13 protein-coding genes are annotated in these 12,770 nt (G+C 66.4%); 5 read left to right on the forward strand and 8 right to left on the reverse strand.

Going from position 1 to position 12,770, the window contains the following annotated elements:
- Positions 1-50 precede the first annotated feature (50 nt).
- Together HUK73_RS15085 and HUK73_RS15090 are read right to left on the reverse strand one after the other, a co-directional pair.
- Positions 51-1,835 (reverse strand): ABC transporter transmembrane domain-containing protein, encoded by a 1,785-nt coding sequence (locus HUK73_RS15085; RefSeq protein WP_176592631.1) that lies wholly within the window; start codon positions 1,833-1,835, stop codon positions 51-53.
- Between the two features lie 41 nt (positions 1,836-1,876).
- A complete protein-coding gene (locus HUK73_RS15090) occupies positions 1,877-3,163 on the reverse strand; it encodes a class I SAM-dependent methyltransferase (RefSeq protein ID WP_176592632.1) in 1,287 nt (428 codons plus the stop codon).
- 95 nt (positions 3,164-3,258) lie between these two features.
- Here HUK73_RS15090 and dgcA point away from each other — a divergent pair, with 95 nt between their 5' ends.
- Positions 3,259-4,236: an N-acetyl-D-Glu racemase DgcA gene (gene dgcA / locus HUK73_RS15095; RefSeq protein WP_176592633.1), complete on the forward strand. Its 978-nt coding sequence runs from the start codon at positions 3,259-3,261 to the stop codon at positions 4,234-4,236.
- Here dgcA and HUK73_RS15100 read toward each other — a convergent pair.
- The 4 genes from HUK73_RS15100 to HUK73_RS15115 all read right to left on the reverse strand — a co-directional run bounded on the left by HUK73_RS15100 (position 4,230) and on the right by HUK73_RS15115 (position 8,065).
- Positions 4,230-4,622, reverse strand: a complete 393-nt coding sequence (locus HUK73_RS15100; RefSeq protein WP_176592634.1) for a hypothetical protein — start codon at positions 4,620-4,622, stop codon at positions 4,230-4,232. The two genes, dgcA and HUK73_RS15100, sit on opposite strands and share 7 nt — an antisense overlap.
- A 91-nt stretch (positions 4,623-4,713) precedes the next feature.
- Positions 4,714-5,880: a mechanosensitive ion channel family protein gene (locus tag HUK73_RS15105; RefSeq protein ID WP_176592635.1), complete on the reverse strand. Its 1,167-nt coding sequence runs from the start codon at positions 5,878-5,880 to the stop codon at positions 4,714-4,716.
- Positions 5,881-6,005: 125 nt separating this feature from the next.
- Complete coding sequence (locus tag HUK73_RS15110) at positions 6,006-6,707, reverse strand: hypothetical protein (RefSeq protein WP_176592636.1); 702 nt, start codon at positions 6,705-6,707, stop codon at positions 6,006-6,008.
- The gene (locus HUK73_RS15115) at positions 6,704-8,065 is read right to left on the reverse strand and encodes a putative O-glycosylation ligase, exosortase A system-associated (protein ID WP_176592637.1); all 1,362 of its coding nucleotides are present in this window, start codon (positions 8,063-8,065) and stop codon (positions 6,704-6,706) included. Before HUK73_RS15115 ends, HUK73_RS15110 begins: the two co-directional genes overlap by 4 nt.
- Before the next feature lie 199 nt (positions 8,066-8,264).
- Between HUK73_RS15115 and HUK73_RS15120 the strand changes: the two genes are divergently transcribed.
- Complete coding sequence (locus HUK73_RS15120; RefSeq protein WP_176592638.1) at positions 8,265-9,491, forward strand: TIGR04063 family PEP-CTERM/XrtA system glycosyltransferase; 1,227 nt, start codon at positions 8,265-8,267, stop codon at positions 9,489-9,491.
- Between the two features lie 11 nt (positions 9,492-9,502).
- Complete coding sequence (locus tag HUK73_RS15125) at positions 9,503-10,357, forward strand: hypothetical protein (RefSeq protein WP_176592639.1); 855 nt, start codon at positions 9,503-9,505, stop codon at positions 10,355-10,357.
- 15 nt (positions 10,358-10,372) lie between these two features.
- Here the strand turns inward: HUK73_RS15125 and HUK73_RS15130 are convergent, their stop codons facing one another.
- Positions 10,373-10,720: a hypothetical protein gene (locus HUK73_RS15130; RefSeq protein ID WP_255326372.1), complete on the reverse strand. Its 348-nt coding sequence runs from the start codon at positions 10,718-10,720 to the stop codon at positions 10,373-10,375.
- 20 nt (positions 10,721-10,740) lie between these two features.
- Positions 10,741-10,926, reverse strand: coding sequence for a hypothetical protein (locus tag HUK73_RS15135; protein ID WP_176592641.1), 186 nt, complete (start codon positions 10,924-10,926; stop codon positions 10,741-10,743).
- A 115-nt stretch (positions 10,927-11,041) separates the two neighbouring features.
- Between HUK73_RS15135 and HUK73_RS15140 the strand changes: the two genes are divergently transcribed.
- The gene (locus HUK73_RS15140; RefSeq protein WP_218036465.1) at positions 11,042-11,710 is read left to right on the forward strand and encodes a S24 family peptidase; all 669 of its coding nucleotides are present in this window, start codon (positions 11,042-11,044) and stop codon (positions 11,708-11,710) included.
- A gap of 10 nt (positions 11,711-11,720) precedes the next feature.
- A complete protein-coding gene (locus HUK73_RS15145) occupies positions 11,721-12,638 on the forward strand; it encodes an XdhC family protein (protein ID WP_176592642.1) in 918 nt (305 codons plus the stop codon).
- The last annotated feature ends 132 nt before the right edge of the window (positions 12,639-12,770 follow it).

Genomic DNA, 12,770 nt, shown 5'->3' on the forward strand with positions numbered 1-12,770 from the left:
TCATGGAGGACTGCCCGCTTTCCACCCTTGGCCGCAAGGGCGCGGCGCAATCAGCCGGCCGGCGCGTCCTGGAACTGGAGATTCGCAAGTCGGGCATATAGGCCCTGCCGGGCCATCAGCGTCGCATGATCGCCCTGTTCGACCAGCCGCCCTTCATCGAGCACCAATATCCGGTCCGCCGCGCGCACGGTGGCCAGGCGGTGCGCGATGACGATGGTCGTGCGCCCTTCCATGAGCCGTGCCAGCGCATCCTGCACCAACCGTTCCGATTCCGCGTCGAGCGCGGAGGTCGCCTCGTCGAGCAGCAGGATCGGTGCATCGCGCAGCAGGGCGCGGGCGATCGACAGCCGCTGGCGCTGGCCGCCGGACAGGCGCGCGCCGCCTTCGCCCAGATAGCTGTCCAGCCCCTCGGGAAGAGCGCGCAGGAACGCTTCGGCATTGGCGGCGCGGGCGGCGGCCCAGACCTCCTCATCGCTCGCGTCCCATTTGCCGTAGCGCAGATTGTCACGGGCGGAGGCGGCGAAAATGATGCTTTCCTGCGGCACCATCGCCATCATCGCGCGCACCGCCGCCGGATCGGCCTGCGTCAGTGGTACGCCGTTCAGGCGGATGTCCCCCGAATCGGGATCGTAGAAGCGCAGCGCCAGCTGGATCAGCGTGGACTTGCCCGCGCCGGATGGGCCGACGATCGCGACCGTTTCGCCCGGCGCAATGTCGATGGAAATGCCGTGCAGCGCGGCCTGATCGGGCCGGGTGGGATAGCGGAAATGCACATCCTCGAACTGGAGCCGGGCGCCATGGTCGGCGGCAGGCACCGGCACGGGGCGGGGCGGGGCGGTGATCTGCGGCACGGCGCTCATCAGCTCATGCAGCCGTCCGGCCGCGCCTGCGCCGCGCAGCAGATCGCCCCAGGTTTCGGACAGGGCGCCGAAAGCCCCCGCGACCAGCCCGCCGGTCAGCACAAAGGCCGCGATGCTCCCGCCCGACAGGCGCCCGGCGGCGACGTCCAGAGCGCCCTGCCACATGACGGCGGTGATCGACCCGAACACCAGCGCGATGACGATGGCGGTCATCGCCGCGCGCAGGGCGATGCGGCGGCGGGCGGTTGCGAAACCGGATTCGACCGTGGCGTCGAAGCGGGCGGCCTCCCGCCCCTCTTGCCCGAAAGCCTGCACGATCTTCATCGCGCCCAGCGTTTCGGATGTGACGCTGCCGACTTCGGCCAGCCGGTCCTGGCTGGCGCGTGAAAGTTTGCGCACGCGGCGGCCAAGGCCGATGATCGCGACCAGAATGACGGGAATGCCCAGCAGCAGCAGGCCCGCCAGCTTGGGCGCCAATGCGAAGAGGTAGATGAGGCCACCGATCCCGGTCACCATATTGCGCAGGGCGATGGACACGGTCGATCCGACCACCTGATCGATGATCGCGGTGTCGGCGGTCATGCGGGAGGCGATTTCGGACGGGCGGTTTTCCTCGAAGAAGCGGGGTTCCTGTCGCAGCAGATTGGCCTGTGTGGCGGATCGGATGTCGGCGACGACGCGCTCGCCCAGCCAGGACACGAAATAGAAGCGGGCCGCCGTTGCCGCCGCGAGGATGACGACGATCAGGAACAGATATTCGAACCAGCGGCTGATATCGCCGCCGCCCACGAAGCCACGGTCGATCACCAGCCGGAAGCCGCTGGGGATGGCCAGCGTCGCAGCGGAGGAGACGAGCAGCGCGGCGAGCGCGCCGGCGATACGGCCGGGATAGCGGCTGGCGAAACGCCAGATCATGCCCAGGCTGCCGAGTGCGGGGCGCGCCTTGTCGCGCGATGGCTTGTCCAAGTCCTCCATGGGCGCGGGCTGTAGCAGCCCGCCGCGCGCCCGAAAAGGGATCAGATGGCGGGCGCGATTTCCGCCGCCAGCGCCATGATGCGACCGGCTTTTGCCCGGCCGGTCAGGGCATAGGCCATGTCGCCCGCTTCCCAATAGGCGATGACATCCTCCGCGCGCCGGGCCAGCAGCGGGTGCGCCTCCGCCGGGGTTTCAGCGCGGTCGGCAAAGAAGGAGAGATGCTCGCCCGCCGGGGTGGTGATGGAGACGGCAACGGCGGGGCTGTCCGGCGTGGGATAGAGCTGGACATCGTCGATGCGCCACTTTGCGGGCAGGGGCGGCAGGACGATGCCGGTGGAGCGGCGGATCTCGGCGGGGTTGAGCATGGCGCTTTCGACCTGCGACACCATCGCCTGCCGGAGCAGGCCGGTGCGGTGGGATGCGGCGGCTTCGTCGAGGAAGGTGCTGGCCTCCGCATTTTGCGGAAATTCGCCCAGTTCGCCGCGCGCGATCCAGCCGGTCGCGATCAGCCCGGCCATCGCTGCGGCGCGGGCGAGATGGCGCCAATTGCGGCCCTGTTCATTGTCGTTGGCCACGGGCACGGAGGTGTCGCGCCGCCGCCCGACCAGCGTGCCCTTGGTCCCGTCATGCTTCAGGCGGAAGTCGATATGCGGCCAGCGCTTGCGCCAGCGCCGGGCGACCAGACGCTCGCCGGGGCGGGCGGCATCGTCCAGCAGCACGACGGCATGGGGGGAGAGGCGCGCGAACAGACTGTCCGCAGCGCCGCGCACCAGCGGGTGGACGGCCCAGGGTGGACCATCGATGATGAGCAGGTCGATGCTGTCGGGCAGGGCGTCGATATCATACCAGCGGCTCGGCCAGTCCGCGCTCTCGGCTGTCAGCGGCGCGTGGCGCAGGTCGGCATGGAGACCGTGATCCGCCAGCCAGTTGCGCGTCGCATCGACAAAGCCGTCATGCTGGTCGAAGCTGGTCAGCCGTCCGCCGCCATGCAGCGCAAGCGCACGGGCGGCGATCAGGGTGGAGGCGCCTGCACCCAGTTCAACGACATTGGCGGGGCGAAGGCGCGCGATTTCGCGGACGATATGGCGCAGGAAACCGACATCGGCCTTCCAGCTTCCCAGATGCGGCAGGGCATCGTGGGGCAGGCCGAGTTCGTCCAGCAGGGCGCGCTTGTCCGCCTTGCGCCCGCCCGACAGGCTGGCCAGCAACCAGGGCCATGTGATCGCGCCGAAGCCGATGCGCCAGGCCATATCGGAAAGGCGGCGTTGCGCGGCGGCGGCATCGGCGTCGGTGAGGGACAGGAGGCCGGTCAATTCTCTGGAGGTCACGGGTGCGCCCATCCTTTATCTACGGGTGGAGAGTGGTTATGCGGCGGGATAGCCGGTTCGCATAGGCCCGTATATTCTCAGCATAGGGAACGCCGATGACACGCATCATATCCGCGACTGTTGAACGCTGGCCGGTTGCGGGGGCCTTCATCATCAGCCGGGGGGCGAAGACGGTGGTCGACGTGGTGGTCTGCACCGTGGGCGATGGCGTGCATGTCGGCCGGGGAGAGGGCACGGCGATCTATTATGAAGGCGAAACGGCGGAGGGCTGCGCGGCGGCGATCAGCGCCTATGCCGGGCCGCTGGAGCGTGAGGCATTGCTGGAATCCATGCCGCGCGGGGCGGCGCGCAATGCGCTGGACTGCGCGCTCTGGGATCTGGAGGCGAAGCGTGCCGGTGTGCCGGTGTGGAAGCTGGCCGGGCTGGAGGAGCCACGGCCCCTGCCGACCGCCTTCACCATCAGCCTGGGTGAGCCGGAGAAGATGGAGGCGGATGCGCGGGCGGCGGCGCAGCGCGGCTTCGGGCTGCTCAAATGCAAGCTGACCGGCGAGGGCGATCGGGCGCGGATTGCCGCGGTGCGGGCGGGGGCGCCCGATGTGCGGCTGATCGTGGACGCCAATGAAAGCTGGCATGATCTGGATATCGTGGCCGAGGCGCAGGCGCTGGCGGAACTGGGCGTCGAGATGGTCGAGCAGCCGGTCTTTCATGGGCAGGAGGAGCGGCTGGCCGGGATCAGGGCGCCCTTGCCGCTTTGTGCCGACGAAAGTTGTCATACCCGCGCCGATCTCGACCGGCTGGGCGATTTCGACGCGGTGAATATCAAGCTCGACAAGGCGGGCGGGCTGACCGAGGCGCTGGCGTTGTCGCGCGAGGCGAGGGCGCGCGGGTTCCGCGTGATGGTCGGCTGCATGCTGGGGACGTCGCTGGGGATCGCGCCGGCGGCGCTGGTGGCGCAGGGGGCGGACTGGATCGATCTGGACGGCGCCTTGCTGCTGGCGAAGGACCGGGAGGGCGGGCTTGTGCTGAACGACGGCCTGCTCCTGCCCGGTCCGCTATGGGGCGCCGGTCAGTAACCCAGCGTCAGGCCCAATGTGTAATATTTGGGGCCGACATTGGCCTTGGCGCGCAGCTTGGGGATCAGCGGCATGGCGATCGTGGCATAGGGGCGCGTGTTTTCGCCGCTGAAACGCACGCCCGCGCCGATGGTGGCGGAGGCAGGCAAGCTAAAGGTCGCCTCCACCCGTCCATAGAGTTTCGTGTCGCCGTCGCGCAGATAGACGCCGCCGCCGGGCGTCAGGCTGAAGCCGCCCAGATTCATGGCATAGCCCGCCCCGATTTCCGTTCCCCAATGGCCATCGGCGCGGCCATAGTTGATTTCGGCGCCGATCCCCTCGGCATGGGCGGCGGGGGCCAAGGCGATCGCTGCGGCGGCGGCCAGCAAATAGGATAGTCTGTTCATAGCCGGACAGGGCCTGACTCCCGGCGCTGCGTCAGGCAAGCGGGAGCAGGATGGGGCGAGTCCGATCTGCGGCCGGGCGAGTTCCCGTCCTTCAATTGCCCTGCTGATCGACGCGCATGACGGGCGGAACCTCCGGATAGGGCATGATCGAGCGTCCGTCCGGAGCGGCGGTGAAACTGGTCTGCGTGGGATAGGCAAATTTGATCCCTTCCGCTTTGAACCGCTTCCAGATGGCGAGGCCGACCTTGTGCCGGGAGCCGAAATAATCGTGGGTGTCGGGATCGGGCACGTCGAAATTGAGCTGATAGTCCAGTGAACTGGCGCCGAAGCTCACCAGCCCCGCATTGACGAAGATATGCCCCTGCGCCTCCACGATTTCCTTCAATATGGCGGGGATCGCCTCGGCCTTGTCCTCGGGCGTCTGGTAGATGATGCCGATGGCGAAGGTCACGCGCCGCTGCACCAGCATCTGGAGGCTGGCGATCTCCTTTTGCAGCAGATTGGCGTTGGAGATCACCTTCTTCTCGCCGCTCACCGCACGCAAATGTGTGCTTTTCAGGCCAATATGCTCAACCCGCGCGGTGGTCTGGTCATAGGTGATGACCTCGCCCAGGCGGAAAGGCTTGTCGAAGATGATCGACAGCGCGGCGAACAGGTCGGAGAAGATGCCCTGCGCCGCAAGGCCGATGGCGATGCCGCCAATGCCCAGACCCGCGACCAGGCCGGTGACATTGACCCCCAGATTGTCGAGCACGACGATCAGCGCGATGGCGAACAGGGCGACCGTCACCAGCACGCGGATCAGGCCCATGGCGTTGGCCAGCGCCTGTCCTTCGTCCGCCGTGGTGCGCCGCTCGATCAGGCCCAATATGATCTCCCGCGCCCAGATGGCACATTGGAAGACGGCGGCGATGGTGAAGAGGAAGGCTATGGTTTTCAGCACCATCTGCGGCGGATTGGCGTAGCTGACGACCAGCCGCGCGGCGACCATCGCCATGAAGAAATGGGTGGTGCGGGCAAAGGCGCGGCCCGCGACATTGGTGAAGCCCAGCGTGTCGCCGGCCGTCCCTTTCAACCGGCTGCCGACACCGCGCAGCGCCGTCAGCAGACTGTAGATCACGACGGCCGCGCCGATCGCGATCAGGATCTGCAGGGAATGGAGGGAGAACCAGTGGATCGTCGCGTGCCACATCTCCACAAGATTGGGAGGGCGGACGTCGATCTCAGGCAGGGGAGCGGAGTCTTTTGGGGCGGCCATGGATATCCTTGTGGTTATGGATGCGGATTCAGGCCGCCAATGGCAGCGCCGGAGCGGAGCCCCGGCTTTCTAGAAAGACGATCAGTCCGCGTTCGTAAACCCGTCGTCGCCTGCTTCGTTCCGTTTCAGGGCGTGTGGGCCGGGCGGCGGCCGGGCAAGCGCCAGTGCAGCGGATGACGGCGCATCACCGACAAATGGGCGAAGGTCAGCGTCAGACAGAGGGTGGCGGCGGGAATCGCAGCGCTCCGGGCTGACGGCGACAGGGCGACGATCAGTGCGGCGATGGCTCCGGCCAGCGCGGCGAGGGTGGCGCCTGCCTCGCCATCGGGGCCGCGCAGCCAGAAGACGCAGCCGCCCATGCCCAGCGCGAAGGCCATGACGAAGCGGGCGGCCTGACCCGGTTCCGCGCCCTGTCCGGCAAGCCCGCAACCGATCAGCAACAGCAGGATCGCCCCTGCCAGTCCCCGACGCGGCAGGCGGCCCAGTAGGGGGACGAGCGCGGGATAAATGAGCAATTCCCCCATCGCGACGGCGGTCAGGATCGCGACGGCGAGCCGGGCCTGATCGGAACCGGCGATGATGGCGACCACCGCAATGCCGGCCCATGGCAGCAGCCGCATCGGCGCCATGCGGATATGGCTGATCCAGCCGCGCAGCCCCGCCCGCGTTTCCCAGCGCCGGTCGGCAAGGCGCAACTGGAAGGCGGCGATCAGGAAAAGGGCTTCCACACCCCAAGGCAACAGCGCAGGCGCGATCAGCGGCGAAACCAGCACCAGCCCCAGCAGCAATCCATGGGCCATGCTCAAAATCTTCAACCCGCCCTTCATGCGGCGTTCCCCTGCGCGACTGGTGACGCGGCGAAGAACGGCTGGCGCGCCGCGACCTTGCGCCTGCGGGTCAGATAAGTGTCGAGGCCGATCTGGAGCGACAGCATCATGAAGATGAAAGGCTGATAGGCGATGCCCACGAACAGAGATCCTATCATGTAGATGACATGCCCCTGTTGCAGGGCAACGGCGAAGGGGGCGATCCAGGCTTCATCGCCCTCTCGCTTGCGGTACATGCGGCGGATCGATTCGGTGCGGATGAAGCAGATGAGGTGCAGCAGCGCCCACAGGAAGAAGCCGAAATAGCCCTGCTCACCCAGCATCTCGAAATAGGCGCTGTGATAGGCGCGGCCATGGTCGGTGACGATGCGCTTTTCCATGCGCGATCCGGCGGCGTCGGTGACGCGTTCCTGCATCACATAGGTGAAGCTGTTCTGGAGATAATTGTCGAAGCCGCCGCCGCCCGGATGGTCCTTCACATAATCCAGCGTCCACTTCCACACGGCCATGCGGGTGGAGGCGCTTTCGTCCTGGCTGTGATTCTCGATGGTGGCCATGCGCTGGGTGAAGCTGGCAGGCAGGAAGGGGATGGCCGCCAGCGCCGCGACCGCCATCAGCGGGGCGTAGAGGAAGCGTCGTTTGGACCGCATCAGCATCAGGCCCGCGAGGATGGCGATGCAGACCAGACCCGTGCGCGCCTCCGTCCCGATGGGCATCAACAGGCAGGCGGCGCAGAGTGCATAGGCGAACAGCTTCACCCGCCAATCGGGCGGAAAGATGGTGCCATGGTGGGAGAGCCAGAGGATCAGCGGGATCAGCGAAATGGCGACGGTCGATATGATGCTGCCTTCATAAAGGCCGCTATTATTGTCGACCATCAGGTTCAGCACGCCATAGCCGCCGCCCGAGAGCGCGGTCTTCATGCCGCCATTGATGATGATCGTGCTGGCGCAAAGGACCATGAACAGGGCCAGCGCCTCGATCCGCAAACGCGTGCGCAGGGTGATGGGCAGGAAGACGGCGAAGATCATCGCCTTCCACACCCAGCCCCATTTGGTCGCGGCGTTGATCGGAAAGTCCGCCGTCGCCGTGGTATAGCCGCACCAGGCGAGCAGAAGCAGCAGGATCACCTGCCGCATGGAGAAGCGGCAGTCCTTCTTGTCGTCGACCAACGCCCAGGCTCCCACCGCCAGTATGAAGGCGATGAAGGAGATGGGGATGCTGTTCAGCAGGAAATAGGAAAGCCGCTGGGGAGAAACGATGTCGATATAGGCATAGACCGCGATCAGCAGGAACGGCCGCCTCAGGCCCAGAAGGAAGAAGGCGCCGAGGAAGGCGACGAAGAACAGGTCACGCATCGCCGCTCTCCGAATCGGGATCGCGGTCGAGATCGGGGCGCGACAGCAGCCGCCACGCCGCCAGCAGGATGACGCCATGACTGATGAGAAGGGAGAGGGCGTCGATCATGCGTTGAAAGGGGAGTCCGTAACCACGGTCCTACCCCTAACCCAACAGAGTTGACGGCCCGTTAAACCTTTTCAGGCAAAGAATCGGGCCATGACACGGATTCTTCATGTGCTGGATCACAGCCTGCCGATGCACAGCGGATACACCTTCCGCACCCGCGCGATCCTGCGGGCGCAGATGGCCAAGGGCTGGGAAGTGCGCGGGATCACCGGCCATCGTCATAGCGCGGCGGGGCCGATGGAGGAGATGGTGGATGGTCTGCATTTCCACCGCACGCCGGGCGAATCGAGCGGCGGCAATCCCCTGCTGCGCGAGTGGCGGGACATTTCCGCCCATGCGGAGGCCATCGAGTCGCTGGTGCGTCAGTGGCGCCCGGACGTCATCCATGCCCATTCGCCGGTGTTGAACGCCATCGCCGCGCAGAAGGTGGCGAAGCGCCACGGCATCCCCATGATCTACGAGATTCGCGCCTTCTGGGAGGATGCGGCGGTCGGCAACGGCACCGGCACGGAAAGCAGCCCGCGCTATTGGCTGACCCGGCAGCTGGAAACCCATGCGGTGCGCGCTGCCGATGCGGTCGCGGTGATCTGCGAAGGGCTGCGCGGCGATCTGGTCGCGCGGGGGATCGACGCGGACAAGATCATCGTGTCGCCCAATGGCGTCGACATGGAGCAGTTCGGCACGCCCGTTCCGCGCGATCCGGCGCTGACCGCGAAGCTGGGCCTGGAGGGCGCCGATGTCGTCGGCTTCATCGGCAGCTTCTACGATTATGAGGGGCTGGACGACCTGATCGCCGCCTTGCCGAAACTGGTGCGGGCGCGGCCCAAGGCAAAGCTGCTGCTGGTTGGAGGCGGCCCATGCGAACAGGCGCTGCGCGATCAGGCCATGGCGTCCCCCTTTGCCGACCATATCGTCTTCGTCGGCCGCGTGCCGCACGATCAGGTCGAGGATTATTATGCGCAGGTCGACATATTGGCCTATCCGCGCAAGGCGATGCGACTCACCGATCTGGTGACGCCGCTGAAGCCGCTGGAAGCGATGGCGCAGGGCCGTCTGGTCGCGGCCTCGGGCGTTGGCGGCCATTGCGAACTGATCGACCACGGTGTCACCGGCACGCTGTTCGCGCCTGACAATCCGCCCGCCATCGCCGCCGCGCTGGCCAGAATGTTCACGGATCGCAGCTTCTGGGACGAGCGCCGGGCTGCGGCGCGGGCTTTTGTGGAGCGCGAGCGTAACTGGTCGTCAAACATTCTTCGTTACGAACCCGTCTATCAGCGGTTGCTGGCGCAGCCCCGGCGGGTACGGGCGGCGGCCTGAGAGGGCGCGGCATGGGCAGGCTGAGGAAGGCGCTGCTGGGCGCGCTGGGGGCCGGATTGGTCCTGTTGTCGCTGCCGGTCGGGCTGATCGAGACGGTGGCAGCGTCGAGCGGCCTCAGCGAGGCTCTGCCCGTCGCCGCGCCGCCGCTGGGGATGACGGCCCGCTTGATGCTCGCCGGTTTCGGTGCGCTGATGGCGCTGGGGCTGGTCTGGGCCGGGCAAAGGGAAAGGCCCGTAGGCCTGTTGACCTATCAAGAGGAAGGGCGTTCGAACAACGCCCCAGGAGTGAGCAAAATGGGTTTTGCATTGTCCAAGCTGAACTGGCTGTCGCGCAGCCGGGGCGACCGGACTTCCGGATCGGCGCGCCGCCGCGCTGACGCGCATCCCGACGCACCCGCGCGGGCGCCGATCTTCGCCAGCCGGGACTTTGGCGGCCTCGACATTTTCGCGCGCACCGCGCCGGGACGCGAAGAGGTGCAAGCCGAGGTCGAGGTGGAGGAAGCAACGCCTGCCGCCGGCCTTTCCATCCCCGCCACGCCGGAAACGACGATGGAAGAACGTGCCTTCGCCCGGCTGGAACGCGCGTTCCGGGTGGAAGCGGTCGATGCGGAATATGAGGATGTCGGGCAATCCGCGCAGCCGAAGAACGCGCCTGCCCCGATCACCCACCTTTCGCTGTCCGAACTGACCGAAAGGCTGGAGCGCGGCCTGGCCCAGCGCAAGGGGATGGGCCGGCCCGTCTCCGTGTTGGCCGACATGCCGGTGGAAGCCGCCGTGCCGGTGCGCGATCATGTCGAACAGGGCGTTGACGAAGCTCTGCGTGCCGCCCTCGGCACCTTGCGCAGCATGGCTGGCCGTACCCGCTGAAGGGACAGGTGGCGCTCACCAATCCTCGATGGTGAGCGCCGACAATTCGATCCATTCGCCGCCAGGTAAGGCGTGGTTGTCGTCGATGCTGATGTCGGCGACGAAATGGCCGGTCAGGCTCCATTCCGCCTCCTCGATCCCTTCCAGAAAGGCCGTGCGCCGCGCCGCCGCATCCGGACCGGCGAGGAGAAGGGCGACGACATGGCGCCTTCCCTGAAACAGGGCGCTGGCCCAGGGGCGGCTGGTGGCGCGCTCCACTGTGACGGGCGCCCCCGCCCGCTCCAGTAATTGCACGAGCAGCCGGGGGAGGGGATCGCGTCCCCCAGTTGTCCGCTCCCCGATTCGCACCCGATTGCCGGGCATTGCCTGAATGTCGATGCTTGTCATTCGCCGGCGCTCCTGTGATATTCGTTCATGAAATGTTCTACACGTCTTTTCATTCTGGCACCCGGTTCGCGACCCCTGCGCAGGTCGAAGACCAGTCGCGGATCGCGAACGCTGTCACGGCCGAACCTGGTCGCCGGGATGCCGTTCTCCCGCAGGAATTTCTCGACGGCGCGAAGCAACATTCCCCTGTTTCTCCTCTCATGATGCGATTCGCCCGATGCGAATACGCAGGTTTATTCCTATCTGTTACCCTATTTCCTACTTGTCTAGGAAAAATCCTATCGTTAAGGATGATGCATGATCGGTAATGGGGAAGATCCGCGAATCGCGCTGGAACGGCTGATTGCCGAGCGGGGGGAGAATTATGCCGATCTCTCCCGCCTGCTGAAACGCAACCCGGCCTATATCCAGCAGTTCATCAAGCGCGGCACCCCGCGCAAGCTGGATGAGGAGGACCGGCGTGTTCTGGCCCGCTATTTCGGCGTGGCGGAAGATCTGCTGGGCGGCCCGGTCGCCCGCGCCGCGCCGGTGAAGACGCGCTCTCTTCCGGCGGTGGTGCCCGTGCCGCGCCTGTCGCTGGGGGCGTCGGCCGGGTCGGGATCGCTGGACGAAGATGAGCGGACGACCGGCGTGATGGCGTTCGACGCTGGCTGGCTGCGCCATCTGGGCGTGCGGCCGCAAAAGGTTTCGATCATCCGCGTCGACGGCGAATCCATGGCGCCGACGCTGAATGACGGCGATGAGATCATGGTCGATCATGACGATGATGCGATTCGGCTGCGCGATGGCGTCTATGTGTTGCGGCTGGACGGCATGTTGATGGTGAAGCGGGTGGCGATGGGGCCGCGCCGGGGGCTGTTCTCGGTACTCAGCGACAATCCCCATTATCCCGACTGGATCGATATCGATCCGGCGCTGGTTGCGATCGTCGGACGGGTGGTATGGACGGGGCGGCGACTGATTTAGGAGGCAAGATTTGAACGATAATGGCGGGGTTGTCGGCAAGGCCATCGAATGGCGCGGCGCCCGCATGGCGCTGGCGACCGTGGTGTCGACCTGGGGCTCGGCGCCCCGGCCGCGCGGCAGTCATATGATCGTGCATGAGGATGGCCGGTTCGAAGGCAGCATTTCGGGCGGTTGCGTCGAAACCGACGTGCTGCAACGCGCCGCCGAAGTGATCGCCGGGCGTCCGGCGCATCTGGACCATTATGGCGTGGCCGACGGCGATGCCTGGGCGGTCGGCTTGCCCTGCGGCGGGGAGATCAGCGTCCTGGTCCAGCCGGTGGGCGCGGACGGATTCGCTCCCGCGCTGTTCGAGCGCGTCGTGGCGGAAAGCGGGAAGGGCAGGGCGCTCACCCTGTCGACCGATCTGGAAAGCGGCCTGACGCGGGAAGGCGCCATCGAAGGGCAGTTCCATAACCGCTACGATCCGCCGCGTCGGGTGCTGATCGTGGGTGCGGTGCAGATCGCGCAGTCCTTGAGCGCTCTGGCCCAGGCCATCGGCGTCGCGCCGGTCATCATCGACCCCCGAGGCCGCTTTCTGACCGAAGAGCGCTTTCCCGGCGTCGAACTGGATGATCGCTGGCCCGATGAAGCCGTCGCTGCCCGCTTTCCCGGCGAATCGACCGCTGTGGTGACGCTCAGCCACGACATCAAGATCGATGACCCGGCTTTGGCGGCGGCTCTGCGTGCGCCCACCGGCTATATCGCGGCGCTGGGATCGCGCAAAAGCCATGCCGCGCGGCTGCAACGGCTGGCCGGGGAGGGCTTTTCAGCGGAGGATCTGGCGCGGATAGACGGCCCCGCCGGACTGGACATAGGCGCTGTCGGCGCGGCCGAAATCGCCCTTTCCATCGCGGCGGGCATGATCGCCGGTTTCAACGCCCGGCGTTAGATCGGTTTGCAATCTGACCGCGCCGGATCAACCGCTCTATTCCTTTGTTTTACCGCGATTTCTTAACGAGCAATCGATTCCGATTGCTTCGAAATCGCTCTAAGCTTTTGTTGTCGCATCGTTTTAGGCGGA

Source organism: Sphingobium sp. EM0848 (assembly GCF_013375555.1).
Classification (GTDB): Bacteria; Pseudomonadota; Alphaproteobacteria; order Sphingomonadales; family Sphingomonadaceae; genus Sphingobium.

Excerpts from the sequence above, each read along its gene's own strand:
- HUK73_RS15100 (WP_176592634.1), bottom strand. The coding sequence starts at position 4,622 with ATGAACAGACTATCCTATTTGCTGGCCGCCGCCGCAGCGATCGCCTTG.
- HUK73_RS15140 (WP_218036465.1), top strand. The coding sequence starts at position 11,042 with ATGATCGGTAATGGGGAAGATCCGCGAATCGCGCTGGAACGGCTGATT.
- HUK73_RS15135 (WP_176592641.1), bottom strand. The coding sequence starts at position 10,926 with ATGTTGCTTCGCGCCGTCGAGAAATTCCTGCGGGAGAACGGCATCCCG.
- HUK73_RS15085 (WP_176592631.1), bottom strand. The coding sequence starts at position 1,835 with ATGGAGGACTTGGACAAGCCATCGCGCGACAAGGCGCGCCCCGCACTC.
- HUK73_RS15105 (WP_176592635.1), bottom strand. The coding sequence starts at position 5,880 with ATGGCCGCCCCAAAAGACTCCGCTCCCCTGCCTGAGATCGACGTCCGC.
- dgcA (WP_176592633.1), top strand. The coding sequence starts at position 3,259 with ATGACACGCATCATATCCGCGACTGTTGAACGCTGGCCGGTTGCGGGG.
- HUK73_RS15110 (WP_176592636.1), bottom strand. The coding sequence starts at position 6,707 with ATGAAGGGCGGGTTGAAGATTTTGAGCATGGCCCATGGATTGCTGCTG.
- HUK73_RS15130 (WP_255326372.1), bottom strand. The coding sequence starts at position 10,720 with ATGCCCGGCAATCGGGTGCGAATCGGGGAGCGGACAACTGGGGGACGC.
- HUK73_RS15125 (WP_176592639.1), top strand. The coding sequence starts at position 9,503 with ATGGGCAGGCTGAGGAAGGCGCTGCTGGGCGCGCTGGGGGCCGGATTG.
- HUK73_RS15115 (WP_176592637.1), bottom strand. The coding sequence starts at position 8,065 with ATGCGTGACCTGTTCTTCGTCGCCTTCCTCGGCGCCTTCTTCCTTCTG.
- HUK73_RS15120 (WP_176592638.1), top strand. The coding sequence starts at position 8,265 with ATGACACGGATTCTTCATGTGCTGGATCACAGCCTGCCGATGCACAGC.